This window comes from Shimia biformata (assembly GCF_016888515.1).
Taxonomy (GTDB): domain Bacteria; phylum Pseudomonadota; class Alphaproteobacteria; order Rhodobacterales; family Rhodobacteraceae; genus Shimia_A; species Shimia_A biformata.
Window position 1 is genome coordinate 2,685,251 of the sequence record NZ_JAFEJK010000001.1, and the last position, 15,492, is coordinate 2,700,742.

15 protein-coding genes and 1 tRNA gene are annotated in these 15,492 nt (G+C 63.4%); 10 read left to right on the forward strand and 6 right to left on the reverse strand.

All coding sequences use genetic code 11. From position 1 onward, the window contains the following. Positions 1-141: 141 nt before the first annotated feature. Genes JQ863_RS13125 through JQ863_RS13135 form a run of 3 tightly spaced genes read left to right on the forward strand, consistent with a single transcriptional unit; the run spans position 142 to position 1,395 of the window. The gene (locus tag JQ863_RS13125; protein WP_204114607.1) at positions 142-942 is read left to right on the forward strand and encodes a DUF2189 domain-containing protein; all 801 of its coding nucleotides are present in this window, start codon (positions 142-144) and stop codon (positions 940-942) included. Between the two features lie 49 nt (positions 943-991). Beyond that, positions 992-1,165: a DUF4169 family protein gene (locus JQ863_RS13130; RefSeq protein WP_204114608.1), complete on the forward strand. Its 174-nt coding sequence runs from the start codon at positions 992-994 to the stop codon at positions 1,163-1,165. Next, a complete protein-coding gene (locus tag JQ863_RS13135; RefSeq protein ID WP_204114609.1) occupies positions 1,162-1,395 on the forward strand; it encodes a ribbon-helix-helix domain-containing protein in 234 nt (77 codons plus the stop codon). Before JQ863_RS13130 ends, JQ863_RS13135 begins: the two co-directional genes overlap by 4 nt. Positions 1,396-1,431: 36 nt before the next feature. On the opposite strand, the gene JQ863_RS13140 is transcribed toward JQ863_RS13135, so the two are convergent. Next, positions 1,432-1,842, reverse strand: a complete 411-nt coding sequence (locus JQ863_RS13140) for a SufE family protein (protein WP_204114610.1) — start codon at positions 1,840-1,842, stop codon at positions 1,432-1,434. A 120-nt stretch (positions 1,843-1,962) separates the two neighbouring features. On the opposite strand from JQ863_RS13140, the gene JQ863_RS13145 reads away from it, so the two are divergent. Further along, positions 1,963-2,469 (forward strand): hypothetical protein, encoded by a 507-nt coding sequence (locus JQ863_RS13145; protein ID WP_204114611.1) that lies wholly within the window; start codon positions 1,963-1,965, stop codon positions 2,467-2,469. A 23-nt stretch (positions 2,470-2,492) separates the two neighbouring features. On the opposite strand, the gene rnd is transcribed toward JQ863_RS13145, so the two are convergent. From rnd to JQ863_RS13165, 4 genes are all read right to left on the reverse strand, one after another. Next, positions 2,493-3,650, reverse strand: a complete 1,158-nt coding sequence (gene rnd, locus JQ863_RS13150) for a ribonuclease D (protein WP_204114612.1) — start codon at positions 3,648-3,650, stop codon at positions 2,493-2,495. 102 nt (positions 3,651-3,752) lie between these two features. Next, a complete protein-coding gene (gene purN, locus JQ863_RS13155) occupies positions 3,753-4,346 on the reverse strand; it encodes a phosphoribosylglycinamide formyltransferase (protein ID WP_204114613.1) in 594 nt (197 codons plus the stop codon). Next, positions 4,343-5,389: a phosphoribosylformylglycinamidine cyclo-ligase gene (gene purM / locus JQ863_RS13160; RefSeq protein WP_204114614.1), complete on the reverse strand. Its 1,047-nt coding sequence runs from the start codon at positions 5,387-5,389 to the stop codon at positions 4,343-4,345. The genes purN and purM overlap by 4 nt, the downstream gene beginning before the upstream one ends. 126 nt (positions 5,390-5,515) lie before the next feature. Further along, positions 5,516-6,499, reverse strand: a complete 984-nt coding sequence (locus JQ863_RS13165; RefSeq protein WP_204114615.1) for an MBL fold metallo-hydrolase — start codon at positions 6,497-6,499, stop codon at positions 5,516-5,518. Positions 6,500-6,598: 99 nt separating this feature from the next. On the opposite strand from JQ863_RS13165, the gene JQ863_RS13170 reads away from it, so the two are divergent. The 6 genes from JQ863_RS13170 to JQ863_RS13195 all read left to right on the forward strand — a co-directional run bounded on the left by JQ863_RS13170 (position 6,599) and on the right by JQ863_RS13195 (position 14,143). After that, positions 6,599-7,588, forward strand: a complete 990-nt coding sequence (locus JQ863_RS13170; protein WP_204114616.1) for a LysR family transcriptional regulator — start codon at positions 6,599-6,601, stop codon at positions 7,586-7,588. Continuing rightward, positions 7,579-7,655, forward strand: a tRNA-Ile gene (locus JQ863_RS13175). Before JQ863_RS13170 ends, JQ863_RS13175 begins: the two co-directional genes overlap by 10 nt. An 87-nt stretch (positions 7,656-7,742) precedes the next feature. Further along, on the forward strand, positions 7,743-8,318 hold the full coding sequence (locus tag JQ863_RS13180; protein WP_204114617.1) for an ATP-dependent zinc protease family protein: 576 nt from the start codon (positions 7,743-7,745) through the stop codon (positions 8,316-8,318). Between the two features lie 15 nt (positions 8,319-8,333). Next, a complete protein-coding gene (locus JQ863_RS13185) occupies positions 8,334-9,863 on the forward strand; it encodes a UUP1 family membrane protein (RefSeq protein WP_204114618.1) in 1,530 nt (509 codons plus the stop codon). Continuing rightward, positions 9,863-10,822, forward strand: coding sequence for an alpha-L-glutamate ligase-like protein (locus JQ863_RS13190; RefSeq protein WP_204114619.1), 960 nt, complete (start codon positions 9,863-9,865; stop codon positions 10,820-10,822). The genes JQ863_RS13185 and JQ863_RS13190 overlap by 1 nt, the downstream gene beginning before the upstream one ends. 120 nt (positions 10,823-10,942) lie before the next feature. After that, positions 10,943-14,143, forward strand: a complete 3,201-nt coding sequence (locus tag JQ863_RS13195; RefSeq protein WP_204114620.1) for a 2Fe-2S iron-sulfur cluster-binding protein — start codon at positions 10,943-10,945, stop codon at positions 14,141-14,143. 9 nt (positions 14,144-14,152) lie between these two features. On the opposite strand, the gene JQ863_RS13200 is transcribed toward JQ863_RS13195, so the two are convergent. Further along, entirely contained in the window at positions 14,153-15,466 is a 1,314-nt protein-coding gene (locus JQ863_RS13200; RefSeq protein ID WP_204114621.1) for an ATP-binding protein, read from the reverse strand. Between the last annotated feature and the right edge of the window lie 26 nt (positions 15,467-15,492).

The following is a 15,492-nucleotide window of genomic DNA, read 5'->3' on the forward strand; positions in this document are numbered from 1 at the left end:
CGTCGTCTGCCCGCGATACCCCGGCCTTGCTCTGACCTCTTGCCCCGTGCCATCCTTCTTGAGGCAAGGCCGATCTGTTTCGCCGTGAACTGACCGAAAACCATGGCGCGGCGATGCCATGCTTTGAGAGGATATGCCGCCATGACATCCAACACCAAAGGCGCCACGCCGCCGGATTCAGGGGTGCCGCAGGTCAATAGGGTCACGGCCTCGGATATCCGCGCCTCGCTGAAGGCCGGGTTCTCGGATTTCCTCGCGCGCCCCGTCATGAGCGGCTTTTTCGGCCTGTTTTATGCGGTCTTCGGCATTCTGTTGGTCTGGAGCCTGGTCTGGCTTGGCAAGATCTGGATGATCATTCCCGCCGTTGTCGGCTTCCCTCTGGTCGCGCCTTTTGCCGCCGCCGGGCTTTACGAGATCTCGCGGCGGCGACAGATGGGCCAAGATTTCGGCTGGTCCGACATCCTGACGGTCATGGCCAACCAGCGTAAACGCGAGATGGGCTGGATGGCCTTTGTCACCCTGTTCGTCTTCTGGGTCTGGATGTACCAAATCCGGCTGTGGCTGGCGATCATCCTGCAGGACGCGTCGTTCTCGGACGTCGACGGATTCCTGCACACGGTATTCTTCACGCCGGCGGGCTGGACCTTCCTGTTTGTCGGCACCTGCGCCGGGGCAATCCTGTCGGCGGCGTTGTTCACGCTGACGGTTGTGGCCATGCCGATGCTTCTGGACTGGGACACGAACTTCGTCACGGCGATGCTGACCTCGATCCGTGTCGTGACCGAAAACCCGAAAACCATGCTCACCTGGGCCGCGATCATCTCGGTCACCATGCTTCTGTCGCTGATCCCGGCCTTCCTTGGGCTGATCTTCACCCTGCCCATCCTGGGCCACACGACCTGGCACCTTTATCAACGCGCGGTGCCTCCGGTGGACGCCTGACCCCCGGTTCGGGATTGGCAACCCCGCCGCCGCCGCATACCCTGCGACCATGAAGAACGTCACCAACCTCAACCAGTTCCGCAAGACAAAGGCCCGCGCCGACAGGAAAGCGAGGGCCGACGAAAACGCGGTCAAGTTCGGGCGCACGAAGGCGCAGAAGGATCTGGAAAAGGCCAGGGCCGACAAAGCCCGGCGCGACCTTGACGGGAAAGAGCGGGAATGAGCCGCCCCATCAAACGCTCATTAACCCTGAAAGGCCATCGCACATCCGTCTCGCTGGAAGAGGAGTTCTGGCAGGCTTTCCGTGACATTGCCGAGGAAAAAGGTCGCCCGATCAATGCCTTGGCCGCCGATATTGATGCAAAACGCGACCTTGAAACCGGCCTTGCCACCGCCATCAGGCTGTATGTACTGGCGCATTACAAAAACCGCGCCACGCCTTCTTTCTTGTAGAAATACTCGCGCCGCAGGCAGCCGCCACAGGCGGCTTCACAGCGCGGCGGCGGCGGTTTCCCGGATACGTTCGATCATCGCCCGCAGACCGTTTGAGCGTTGCGACGACAGGTGTTCGTTCAGCCCCAGCCGCGCCATCTCTGCACGCGCATCGACGGCCACCACGTCAGCCAAAGACAGCCCGTTGTAAAGCTTGCGCAAAAGCGCGATCAGCCCGCGCACGATCATCGCGTCGCTGTCTCCGTCGAAGGAAAAGACGCCGTCCTCGATCGTGGCATGCAGCCACACCTGGCTGGCGCAGCCCTCGACCTTGGTGGCGGGCACCTTCAGCGCATCGTCCAGCGGGGTCATGTCCTTGCCCTGTTCGATCACGTAGCGATAGCGGTCTTCCCAGTCCTCGATGAACTCGAAATCCTCGACAATCTCTTCAAACGCTTCGGTGGCCATGGTTCTTTCCCCTTTTGCCCTGAGTTAGTGGGCTACGGCGCAAAGGTCCAGCCCCGCCAAGGCGCTTTTCAAACGGCTGGGGATGGGCTACCCAAGGGGCAAGGAATTTGAGGTGGGCACATGCGGAAAACCGGTCTTGCGCTTTTGGTTGTTGCGACGTTGGGCGGCTGTGGCTTCAGCCAGTCGAACTGGAACCCGTTCAACTGGTTCGGCAGCAGCGAAGAGGTCGAGGTGATCGACGAGAATACCAACCCCCTGGTGCCGCAGAAATCAAACACCGGCATGTTCGCCAAGAAGCCGCCCCCGCCCTATCCCGGCGTGCCCGTTGGCCAGGTCAAGGAACTGCGGATCGAGCGGGTCAAGGGCGGCGCGCTGATCCGGGTGACCGGTGTGTCGGACTATCTCGGATCACATTCGGTCAAGCTGCAGCCCGAAAACGACGGGGTGCCGATCCAGGGCGTGCTGACCTATCAGCTTCTGGCGATCAACCCCGGCACGCCTGCGGGCGGGGGCTCGGAAATTGCGCGCGAGGTGACGGTGGCCCACAGCCTGACCAACCAGCAATTGGAAGGCGTGCGCACGATCAAGGTTGTCGGCGCACGCAACGCATTGCAATCACGCAGATAATCGGGCGCGGTTGCGCCCTGCGTTCAGAGCGGAACGATCTCGACGGAACTGCCCTTGGCGGCCAGCGCGATCTTGCCGTCGCAGAGGCGCAGCGCGTCGTCGCCAAACACTTCACGCCGCCAGCCTGACAGCGCAGGCACGTCCCGGTCACCCGACGCGATGGCATCCAGATCCGCCGCAGGCGCAATCAGCCGTGCCGCGACACCCGAATCCTCGGTCTTGGCTTTCAGGAGAACCCGCAGAAGATCGGCCAGCGCGGGGTTCACCTGTTGCTTGTCCTTCGGTTTGTCCACCCGCGGCATCTGATCCGGCGGGCATTCCAGCCCTGCTTTCACGGCGGCAAGGATGCCATCGGCGATCTCGCCTTTGCGGGCTTCGCGCAGCAACAGGCGCGAGCGGCCGATATCGGACATGGATTGCGGCTTGGTCGAGGCCAGCTCGATCAGCGCGTCATCCTTGAACACGCGGTTGCGGGGGATGTTGCGCGACTGGGCATAGCCCTCGCGGAACCGGGCCAGTTCGCGCACGATCGACAGGAACTTTGGCGTGTTGGTGCGGGTCTTGACGCGTTGCCAGGCTTCCGAGGGCCGCATGATATAGGTCTCGGGGTTGGTCAGGACCTGCAATTCCTCCTGCACCCAGCGGGCGCGGCCGGTCTTGTCCAACTCGGCGGCAAGGTATTCATAGATCTTGCGCAGGTGAGTCACATCGGCCAGCGCATATTTCTTCTGGGCCTCGGTCAGCGGACGGCGCGACCAGTCGGTGAAGCGGCTGGACTTGTCCAAGCTCTGCCGCGCGATCTTGCGCACGAGTGTTTCGTATCCCACCTGCTCGCCAAAGCCGCAGACCATGGCCGCGACCTGCGTGTCAAACAGCGGTTCGGGGAACACCTTGGCCTCGACAAAGAAGATTTCGAGGTCCTGACGCGCCGCATGGAACACCTTGACCACGGATGTATCGCGGAACAGGTCATAGAGGGGTTCGAGCGACAACTCCCCCGCCAGCGGATCGACTAGCACGGCGTTGTCGTCGCTGTCGCCGGGCATCGCCATCTGGATCAGGCACAGCTTCGAGTAATAGGTGCGTTCGCGCAGGAACTCGGTATCGAGGGTGACGTAATCGTGTTTGCGCGCGTCTTCACAGAATTGCGCGAGGTCCTCGGTCGTGGTGATGGTTCTCATATACGGCTCTGATCGGTTCTTGTTCTGTTGCTTCAGCCCTCATGCCAGCCATACCGCAACGGCGCGCAAATGCAAATGCCGCGCCGGGCCGGAGGCCGAAGGTCACAGATAAAGCGGTGCAGTTTCGCCAGCGGCAAAGCGGCGCAGAACGGCCGGATAAAGCCGGTGTTCCTGCTCAAGCACCCGCGCCGCCAGCGTGTCGGCGGTGTCGCCGGGCTGAACAGGCACCCGTGCCTGACCCAGAATCGGGCCATCATCCAGCGCCGGTGTCACCAGATGCACGGTGCAGCCATGTTCATGGTCCCCCGCCTCAAGCGCGCGGGCATGGGTGTGCAGACCTTTGTATTTCGGCAGCAGCGAGGGGTGGATGTTCAGCATCCGCCCATCCCAGGGCGCGACGAACCCTTCGGTCAGAACCCGCATGAACCCCGCAAGGCACAAGAGATCGGGCTGCACCTTGTCCAGTTCGGACTGGATCGCATCCTCGAAGGAACGGCGGTCGCCCTTGAAGGGGCGGTGGTCGACCACGGCGGTTGGCACGCCCATGTCGGCAGCCTTGGCCAACCCGCCCGCGTCGGCGTCATTGGCCAGCACAAGGACCGGGGTCGCCGGGTGGTCGGGATCGGCCATGTCCTCGACCAGCCGGACCATGTTCGACCCGCCGCCCGAGATGAAGATGGCGACCCGTTTCTTCACAGCAGGCTGCCCGAATAGGCCACGCCTTCGCCTTTGGACACGGTGCCGATCCGGGTCACGGTTTCGCCCATCTGGGCCAGCAATTCGGTCAGCGCGGCGGCCTGCTCTGCCTTGACGACAAGGATCATGCCGATGCCGCAGTTGAAGGTTTTCAGCATCTCGCCCTCGGACATGCCGCCGGTCGCGGCCAGCCATTTGAACACATCGGGCAGATCCCATGCGTCAAGGTCGATCTCTGCGCCCAAGCCATCGGGCAGCACGCGCGGCAGGTTCTCGGTCAGACCGCCGCCGGTGATATGGGCCAGGCCATGCACGCCCCCTGCCCGCACCGCCGCCAGCGCCTGTTTGACATAAAGCCGCGTCGGGGCCAGCAGCGCGGCACCAAGGCTGCCTTCGGCCCAGGGGCAGTCGTCATCCCAGCCAAGGCCCGAAACCTCGACCAGCTTGCGCACGAGGCTGTAGCCGTTGGAGTGGACACCCGACGAGGCCAGCCCAAGCAGAACGTCACCTTCGGACACACCCGCCGGCAGGTCGCTGCCGCGTTCCATCGCGCCGACCGCAAAACCGGCAAGGTCGAAATCACCGGCAGGATACATGCCCGGCATCTCGGCGGTCTCACCCCCGATCAGGGCGCAGCCCGACTGGTAACAGCCCGCCGCGATTCCTTCGATGATGCGCGCGGCCTGTTCGGTCTCAAGTTTGCCGGTGGCGAAATAGTCGAGAAAGAAAAGCGGCTCCGCGCCCTGACAGACAAGGTCGTTCACGCACATGGCGACAAGGTCGACACCCACCGAGTCGACATTGCCGGTATCAATCGCGATCCGCAGTTTCGTTCCGACGCCATCCGTTGCGGCAACGAGGATCGGATCGGTATATCCGGCATCCTTCAGGTCAAACAGCGCGCCGAACCCGCCAAGCCCGGACATGACGCCCGAGCGCGCCGTGCGTTTGGCCGCCGGTTTGATCCGCTCGACAAGCGAATTGCCCGCATCGATATCCACGCCCGCATCCGCATAGGTGATGCCGTTCTTGCCGTTGCTCATCCTGAAGGCTCCTTCGCAAATATTGGCGCTGCTTTAGCCTATGGGGATGGCAAATGGAACCGCGAAAGAACGCAGGAAAACCGGGGCGCCCGACCGTCCGGGCACCCCGAATGCGTCAGGACGGCATCAGCCGGAATACTGCCAGGGCGATTGCACCCAGCGATAGGCCGACGGGGTGCGGTCGACAAAGCCGATGGCGGGGAAATCAAGGTGCATGCCCGCGACCTCGATCCCGTCGGTGCTGAGTTGATCCAGAAGCCGCTGGCGCGTGGCAACCGCCGTGGCGACATCGGCGTCATAGACCACGGCCCAGCCCGGTTCGCTGAACTGCACCGCAGGCACATGCACCACGTCGCCCCAGATCAGCAATTGCCGCCCGCCCGAGGAGAGGACGAACCCGGTATGCCCCGGTGTATGCCCCGGCAGGGGCAGCGCGGCGATGCCGGGCAGGACCTCTGCCTCGCCGCTGAATTCGCGACGGCGCCCGGCATAGGGCGCCACCATGTTGCGCGACAGGGCGAAATACTGCTGGAACTGTTCCGGCAGAGAGGCAAAGACCGCGTCATCATGGGTAAAGGCCCATTCTTCGGCCGCCACCACCAGTTCGGCATTGGCGAAGGCGGGCGCGCCGTCGGCATCCAGCAGACCGCCGACGTGATCGGTGTGCAGATGCGTCATCAGGAGTGCGTCGAAATCCTCGGGGCGGTAACCCGCCGCCGCCAGAAGCCGCTGGAACGCGCCATAGGTTTGGCCCGCAAAGCCCGGCATGCCGGTGTCAATCGCCACCAGATGCTGTGGCGTTTCCAAAATGAAGGCATTGACCGGCGTGGTGACCTGCCCCGGCACGAAGGGGTGATGCGCGGCGTCATGGGCTGCGCGGGCCGCGGCGTCTTCATACCCGATCACCATGTCGGCAGGCCCCGCGCCATAGCCATCAAGGATCGAGGTGACGGTAATGTCGCCCAGCGCATAGCGGTATATCCCCGGCACCTGCCCCGTGGGTGGGCTGGCCGGGGTCGACATGTCGTCAGCGGCGATGCCCCGTCCGGCGGTCAGCACCACCGGGGCGGCCAGAAGCGATCCAAGCGCGGTTCGGCGTGATAGTTGCATAATCAATCCTTTTCATTATGTGATTGCCCGCCACCAGATGCGCCTTTATTCTTTTCGCAAACAGCTTTGACTTTCCTATTCCTGACATAAGGGTTTCTTATGGATCACCTCGCTTTCATGGAAAGCCTTGTCGCCGCCGTCGAAACCGGGTCGCTGACCCGCGCGGCCAAGGTGCGGCGCATCAGCCAGCCCGCGCTCAGCCAGCAGATCACCGCGCTTGAGGCGCATTACAACGCGCCCCTGTTGCGGCGCGGCCGCAACGGGGTGACGCCGACACAGGCGGGCACCGTTGTCCTGACCCACGCGCGCAGCATGCTGGCGACGCATCACCGGATGCTGGATGATCTGGCCGCGCTTGCCGATGAGGTCAAAGGCCCACTGCGCGTCACGATGAATGTCGGCCTGGCGCAGACCATGATGGGCGCGGTGCTGATGGAGGCCGCGCGGCGCTATCCCGAGTTGCAGATCGAGCTGACGCCGGACGACGCGGTGGTCGATATCGTCGCCGAGCGCTATGATCTTGCATTGCGCGCAGGGACGATGGGGCATGAAAACACCATTGCCCGCCGGATCGGTGTGATTCACGGCGTTCTGGTGGCAACGCCGGCCTACCTCGACCGGGTTGGCCGGCCACAGACGCCGCAGGATCTGATCAAGCTGGACTATTTCGGCTACCGCGCCGAAAACGACGCCATTGCGACCACGGTGCAACGGGACGGACAGGTGGTTCAGGCCCCGATCCGCACCACCATGGTCGCGCGCCTGCCCGACCTTGTGCTGCAGGCGCTTCAGGCCGGCGCGGGCTTTGCCAAGGCGCCGACATTCCTGATCTGGGACCGGCTGGAAACCGGCGAACTGGAACAGGTGCTGCCCGGCTGGTCGCCCGAGGACAAGGACCTGTTCCTGGTCTATCCAGAACGCACGGGCCGGGCGCGCAAGGTTGAAGCCTTTGTCGAGATCCTGCTGCCCCACCTTGCCCGCCTCAACGGGGTCTCGGTGCTGCCCAGCGCCCTGCCCCGGACAAAAGCGTCACAACCGCTTGACCACGCCTTTCGCTCTGATAGACACGAGGCTCAGGCGGGCCTGTAGCTCAATTGGTTAGAGCAGAGCGCTCATAACGCTTTGGTTGCGGGTTCAAGTCCTGCCGGGCCTACCACCTTCCACCAGCCTCAGGTTTGCTTCCCACCGCAACTGTGCCAGAGTCGCCGCGACTCGAGATGCCATTTGCATGACCGGAGAATTCATGTCCCGTCTTTCCCATTTGCCCCCCTTTCGCCGGACCCTGCTTGCCGCCGCGCTGACCGCCCTGGCCGGGCTTGCCGCTGCGCCCGCCAACACCGAATCCCTGCCCGAGGTGCTGGTGCTGGAGGATCGGCTTGAGGTCGGCGAATACCTGGTTCTGGGCGAGGCGGAACTGGTCGCCTTCCCGACCCTGGGGACCAACTGGCGCGGACGTATTGACACCGGGGCCACGACGACATCGGTCCACGCCATCAACATCGAGGAATTCGAGCGGGACGGGCAGGACTGGGTGCGGTTCACGCTGCGCAACGAGTTGCTGGACACCGAAGTCCCGCACGAGGCGCCGATTGCGCGGATCGTGCAGATTCGCAAACGCGGCACCGAAGACATGCAACGCCGCCCGGTGATCGAAATGACCGTGTCGATCGGCGGAGTGCCGCGCAAGATCGAGGTCAACCTGACCGACAGGTCAAACTTCGAGTTTCCGGTGCTGATCGGGCGCAACTACCTTGACGGCATCGCGGTTGTCGACGTGTCGCGCGCCTATCTGCATGGCGCCGCAGAAAACGAGCAGTAATCGGGAGTCACTGACATGAGCGCAAAGCTGCAACTGAGGCTCATGGTGGCCGTCCTGCTTCTGATCGGCTTCGGGCTGACCGCCTATAAGGTCGTCGTGCTGAAATTTCCGCTGACACCGGGGGAACAGGAACAGGTCTGGACCGTGCAGGCACAGCTGCGGTTCACCGCAGACGGCCAGCCGGTCCGCGCCCAGGTCAACCTGCCTGGCATGACGCAGTCGCTCTATGTGGTGGATCAGGGCTCGGCCCCGCGCGGCTTTGGCTTCTATGTCGAACAGTCCGACGGGTTCCGCCGGGGTGTCTGGGAAGCGCGCGCGCCGCAGGGGGATGTCCGGCTCTATTACCAGGCCCGCGTCTATGCCTCGGGCGGGGTCGTGGCGAAACGCCCTGCCCCCGACGCGCTGCCGGACCCCGCGCCCTTCGCCGAAGCCGATGTCGAGGCCGCCAACGACATTCTCGAAGACGCGTTTCGCTATAGCGCCGACAACACCGGCTTTGCCCTGCGCCTGACGAACCGGGTGTTCAACGACATCACCGACCCGGCGGTCACGACCCTTGCCGGCGACAAGGCCAAGACCGCAGACCGCGCCGCGCTTGTCGTCCGCCTTTTGCAGTCGGCTGAGATCAACGCGGCCGTGGTCCGGGGTATCCGTCTTGACAAAAGTGAGCGAAAGCAATCGCTTGCCACGGTGATCGAGATCTGGGACGGCACCCGCTGGCAGGTGATCGACCCGGTGGCGGGCAGCGTCGGCATGCCCGACAATTTCCTGCCCTGGCAAACCGGGGACGAATTCCTGTTCCAGGTCGATGGCGCAAAAGACTCGTCGCTGACCTTCTCGGTGATCCGCGACCAGATCTCGTCGCGCTCGCTGGCCATCGAACAGGGGCAGTCAAAGGGCGTCGCGCTGATCAACTTCTCGCTGTTTTCGCTGCCGGTGGATGTGCAGAACACGTTTTCCATGCTGCTGCTGATCCCGATTGGCGCGCTTGTCGTCGTGGTGCTGCGTAACCTTGTCGGGCTCAAGACATCGGGCACCTTCATGCCGGTCCTGATCGCGCTGGTCTTTGTCCAGACCGAGCTGCTGACGGGCCTGATCCTGTTTGTCACCGTGGTCGGGGTCGGGCTGGTGATCCGGGGTTATCTGACCTCGCTCAACCTGTTGTTGGTGCCACGGATCGCCGCGGTTCTGATCGTGGTGATCACGCTTTATCTGATGCTGTCGGTGATCGGCTATCGCATGGGGGTCGAGGCGGCGCTGTCGGTGACCTTCTTCCCGATGATCATCATCGCCTGGACAATCGAACGCATGTCCGTTCTGGCCGAGGAAGAGGCCATGTGGGACGTTCTGGTTCAGGGCGGCGGCAGTCTGTTAACTGCGATTCTGGCCTATCTTGCCATGACCAACCGCGAGATCGCCTATCTGACCTTCGCCTATCCCGAGCTGTTGCTGGTGGTGCTGGCGGTGATCCTTGTCATCGGCCAGTACACCGGCTTCCGGCTGTCCGAACTGCGCCGGTTCGAACCCCTGTCGCGGGGCGAGTGATGATCCGCTTCGCATCCCCCTTTGCGCTGCGGCGGGCCGGTATCGTCGGCATGAACCGCCGCAATGTCGAACTGATCGCCCAGAACAACCCCCGCCACCTTTACCCGCTGGTGGACAACAAGCTGATTACCAAGCGCGTGCTTGCCGAGCATGGGCTTGATGCGCCGACGCTGATCGGTGCCGTGCGGCTAACCGGGCAATTGCGCGACCTGCCTGCGTTTCTTGAACCGCACAAGCGGTTTGTCATCAAGCCGGCGCAGGGCAGCGGCGGCAAGGGCATCCTTGTGGTCGCCGGGCGCGACGGTGAGGCCTATCTGCGGCCCTCGGGCGTTGCCTTTGGTTTTGACGAACTGGCCCGCCACGTGAACAACATCCTGTCCGGCCTGTTTTCGCTTGGTGGCAAGAACGATGTCGCCATGATCGAGGAAATGATCGACTTCGACCCGGTGTTCGAAGGCTATTCCTTCGAAGGTGTGCCGGATATCCGGGTGATCGTCTACAAGGGCTTCCCGGTGATGGCGATGACCCGGCTGTCGACCGCGGCATCGGATGGCAAGGCAAACCTGCATCAGGGGGCCGTCGGGGTTGGCCTGGATATCGCCACGGGCCGCGCGCTGCGTGCGGTCCAGTTCGACAAACCCGTCACCACCCATCCCGACACCGGGGCCGACCTGACCCGGATCACCGTGCCCGGCTGGGACCGCCTGACCCAACTGTCGGCGCGCTGCTTTGCAGCCACCGGGCTGGGTTACATGGGGGTCGACGTGGTGCTGGACCGGCAGAAAGGGCCACAGATCCTTGAGCTGAACGCCCGTCCCGGCCTGGCGGTGCAGATCGCCAACGGACGCGGCATGCGGCCCCGGATCGACGCGGTCGAGGCCCTGCTGACCACCGGGTCCGCCCCATCCAGCCCCGATGACCGCGCGGCCTGGGCGAAAGAGCATATCGCCCCCCTCTGACACCCGCCTCTTCCTGCGCTTCCCCGGTCCATCCGGGGGTTGCGGTTTGGTTGTTAACAGGTTTACCTCTCTGCAACATTCAGACCCGGGTTCATCGGGCAGATGGGAGGACATGACGCAATGGGGATGCGTTTCTTTTCGGACAAGAACAGGCCGGTGCATCTGGGCCCGTACCCGCTGGAGCGGTTGGTGCGGGGCAATCAGCCTGACCTGTCAACCGTGCCGCCGATGGCGGATCTGGACTTTCGCCGGATGGACACGCCGCATTCGCTGGTCAATGCGATGGGTGAATACCAGGCGATGATGGACGCGATCCGCGACGGGCTGGTGAACAAGGTGCCATCGGTCACGCCGGATAGTTTAACAGAACGCGCCAATCACTTGAAATCATTTGGCTATTTCAACGACGCGTCGATGGTCGGCATCTGCCGTCTGACCCCCGAGATGATGTTGGACACCCCGCGCCGCAACCCCGACATCGACCGTCTGGCGCATGATCTGAAGACCCGCCAAACCAAGACGCTGGCCGCCGGGATCGACATGATCATGGCCGATCTGAAGGACTCGATGGAGGCCCCGCCGTCGGGCATCGAGGGCCATACCCACGCCATCGTCTATCTTTATGAACATCACCGCGATCCGTCGCCCACCGAACCCGGCGCGGACTGGATCATCGACGCGCAAGGCCACCGCGCCTGCCTGCGCGCCACGGAAACCGCCTGTGTCATCGGCAACTACCTGCGGCTTCTGGGGCATGGCGCGCGCAGCCATAGCCTGACATCGACCGATATCGACCTGAACAAGGCGGCGGTGGCGGCGGGGCTGGCCTGGGTCGAGAATGGCCAGCTGGTCGCGCCCTTCCTGGGCACCGGGTTCGGGGTGGCCGTTGTCACCACCTCGTTTGCCCTTGCCCCGGATATGCCGCTCTCGGCCCAACAGCCCTATTTCCAGACCCACGGGCCGGGCTGGTGGCTGGGCAAGGGGCACGCGAAATCCGCCTTCACCCGCGACCCCTATCGCAAGCGGCGCTATGTCGACGGGGCGCACCCGTTTGAGCGGTTGAAACGGGTCGAAACGCCGACGACCTTCATCGACGAGCCCAACGTCGCCCGTGTCCCCAAACGCGCCGACATGTTCGCCCGCGCCCAGTTTGGCGACATGGGCAAGGCTAACCAGCAGAACGCCACGGGCGGCTATTACGCCCGCAAAGCGGCCCCTTCGATGGCGCAGCGCCGCGCGCTGGGGGCGTTCGTGCTGTTGCAGGATGGCGAAAGCGCCCATGGCCGCCGCCCCTCGGATGCCGAAAAGAACGCGCAGAACGTCAAGGCGGCCAGCTATTTCCTTGGCATTGACGCCGTGGGCATTTCGCGTTGCCCGGACTGGGCCTGGTATTCCCATGACGCCACCGGTAACCCGATCGACCCGCCCCATGATCAGGCGATCTCGATGATCGTGGATCAGGGGTACGAGACCATGGAAGGCGCCAGCGGGGACGACTGGATCAGCGTCGCCCAATCCATGCGCGCCTATCTGAGATTCTCGCTTCTGGGTGGAGTTATTGCCAAGCAAATCAGGAACTTGGGATACAAAGCTAAAGCGCATTCCGTAATGGATGGAGAGGTCCTGCAACCGCCCCTGTTGCTGCTTTCCGGCCTTGGGGAAGTCAGCCGCATCGGCGAGGTCATCCTGAACCCCTACCTTGGCCCGCGCCTCAAATCCGGTGTCGTCACCACCGACATGCCGATGGCCCATGACAGGCCGATTGATTTCGGTCTGCAGAACTTCTGCGAGAACTGCAACAAATGCGCCCGCGAATGCCCCTCGGGGGCGATCACGGCGGGTCCGAAGCTGATGTTCAACGGCTATGAGATCTGGAAATCCGACAGCCAGAAATGCGCCACCTATCGCATTGGCACCCTTGGCGGCGCGATGTGCGGGCGCTGTATGAAGACCTGCCCGTGGAACCTGGAGGGGCTCTTTGCCGAAGCGCCCTTCCGCTGGGCGGCGTCGCATATCCCCGCAGCCGCGCCGATGCTGGCGAAACTTGACGACAAGGTCGGCAACGGCGGGCTGAACCCGGTCAAGAAATGGTGGTGGGACCTGGAGTTGCAGCCCGAGGGCAATTACGAGCCCACGGAACATCCCGTGAATGAACGCGGACTGCAACCCGATCTGGACCTGAAATACGAGGATCAGACTCTGGCCGTCTATCCCGCCCCGCTGGCGCCGCACCCGTGGCCCTATCCCTTCCCGATGGACCGCGAAAAGGGGATCGAGGCATATCAGGCGATGATTACTGCCGAGGAATACAAGCTGCGGCTGGATCGCGGAGAACGCGGCCATATCCATGAATACAAGCTGCCCGGCGACGCGCCGGTGGTGCAGGTGGTGATTTCCAGGGCCGAGAAAATGACCGCCGACGTCACCAAGTACGAGTTCCGCACCCCGGACGGCAGCCCCCTGCCCGCGTGGACCGCTGGCGCACATCTCGACATCGTGGTCGCGCCGGAATTCCTGCGGCAATATTCCATGTCGGGCGACCCGGCGGACCGGTCAAAATACCAGATCGGCGTGCTGCGCGAGGATCAGGGGCGCGGCGGATCGAAGCTGATGCACCGGATTTTCAACGAGGGCCGGCGGATCTTTATCTCGAAGCCGATCAACCATTTCGAACTGGACGAGAGCGCGACCAAAACCTTCCTGATGGGCGGCGGCATCGGCATCACCCCGATGATCGCCTTTGCCCACCGTCTGCACGCTTTGGGCCATGAATTCGAACTGCACTATTCCGCCAGCCGCAAGGACGGCGCGGGGTTCCTTGACGATCTGGCGGCGATGCCGTGGGCGGATCGCGTGCATCTGCATTTCTCGGATCAGGGCAGCCGCGCCGATCTGGATCAGGTGTTGACCGGCTATCAACCCGGCTGGCATGTCTATACCTGCGGGCCGGATCGCTACATGGACGGGGTAATTGCGGCGGCCGAACGGCAGGGTTTCCCGGACGAGGCCCGCCACCTTGAGTATTTCAGCGTCCCCGAGACCCCTGACTGGGTCAACCACGACTTTACCATCCGCCTGAAGGATGGCCGGGAACTTATTGTTCCAAAGGATAAAACCGCGACTGATGTTCTTGGCGAAAACGGCATCCACGTCGATGTGAAATGCTCCGATGGCATCTGCGGCGTCTGCAAATGCGGGCTGGTGTCGGGCGACGTCGAACACCGCGATTTTGTCCTGTCCAAGGCGCAGCGGGAAACGTCGATCATCCTGTGCCAAAGCCGGGCCGCAGAAAAAGACGGGGTGATCGAGATCGACCTATAGGGCCAGGACCTAGCGCCCGATCACGATATCGGCCCGCAACCCGCCCAACGTGTCGCTTTCGCCAAGGCGCAGAACGCCGCCATGGGCGCGCGCGACATCGGCGGCAATGGCCATGCCCAGCCCCACGCCCGACCCCTTGTCCTGATTGCGCGCCGGATCAAGCCGCACAAAAGGTTTCAGCGCCTCGTCGCGCCGATCCGCCGGGATACCCGGCCCGTCGTCATCCACCCGGATGCGCAGGGATTTGTCGCTGAGCCGGACCGAGACCTCGGCCCGCTCACCATAGCGCACCGCGTTGTTGATCAGGTTCTCGACCGCGCGGCGGATGCCGACGCGATGCAGCGGCATTTTTCCCTGCCCCTCGATCTTGGCGATGCTGACCGGCAACCCGGCCCGCGCGCTGTCCTCGACGATCTGGGCAACGAAATCGGCCGGGTCGGTCATCTCGGGTTCGCCCTCGGTGGCACCGCGGGCAAAGCTGAGGAATTCATCCAGAAGGCGCTGCATGTCCTCGACATCGCGTTCCAGTGGTTCGCGGTCCTCATCCTCAAGCAGGGACAGCCCCAGTTTCAGCCGCGTCAGCGGCGTGCGCAGGTCGTGACTGACCCCGGACAACATCATGGTGCGCTGTTCGATCTGCCGTTCGATGCGCGAGCGCATGTCGAGAAAGGCATTGCCCGCAGCCCGCACCTCGACCGCGCCGGACGGCGTGTAAGGCACGTTGCGCCCGCGCCCAAAAGCCTCAGCCGCCGCTGCCAGCCGGGTGATCGGGCGCAGCTGGTTCCTGAGATAGACGAAGGCGATCAGCGTCATCAGCGCGCCAAACACCAGCATGTTGACCAGAAGCTGGTGCGGATTGGAGGCAGACATCCGCTCACGCGCGACCTCGATCCGTACCGGCCCCATCTGCGAATTGGCAAATACCACGACCTGCCGGTCGTCCGGCAGCTGCACCGCACTGATGGTGGGCACCAGATCGCGCAGCGTGCGGATCACGACCAGACCCGAGAAATCGTACCACCGTCGCGAATCCGCATATTCGATCGGCACGTCGAACGTGATGTCATACCCCAGCCGCCGCGCCAGCCTTTCAATGTCGCCGCGCGGGGCGGACACATTACCTTCGACGTATAACTCATTGATAAACAGATCAAGTTCGCGGGACACAGTCCGCGACATCTGCTCGGTCACGCCTTCGAAATGGCGTTGGATGAACACAACCGACACCAGAAGTTGCAGGGTCACCACGGGCAGGATCAGGATCAGCGCCGCCCGCCCGTAAAGTCCGCGTGGCATGTACCGTTTGAGCCAGTTGAATGTCATGGCCAAAGGATGCAACGTCCATGGCA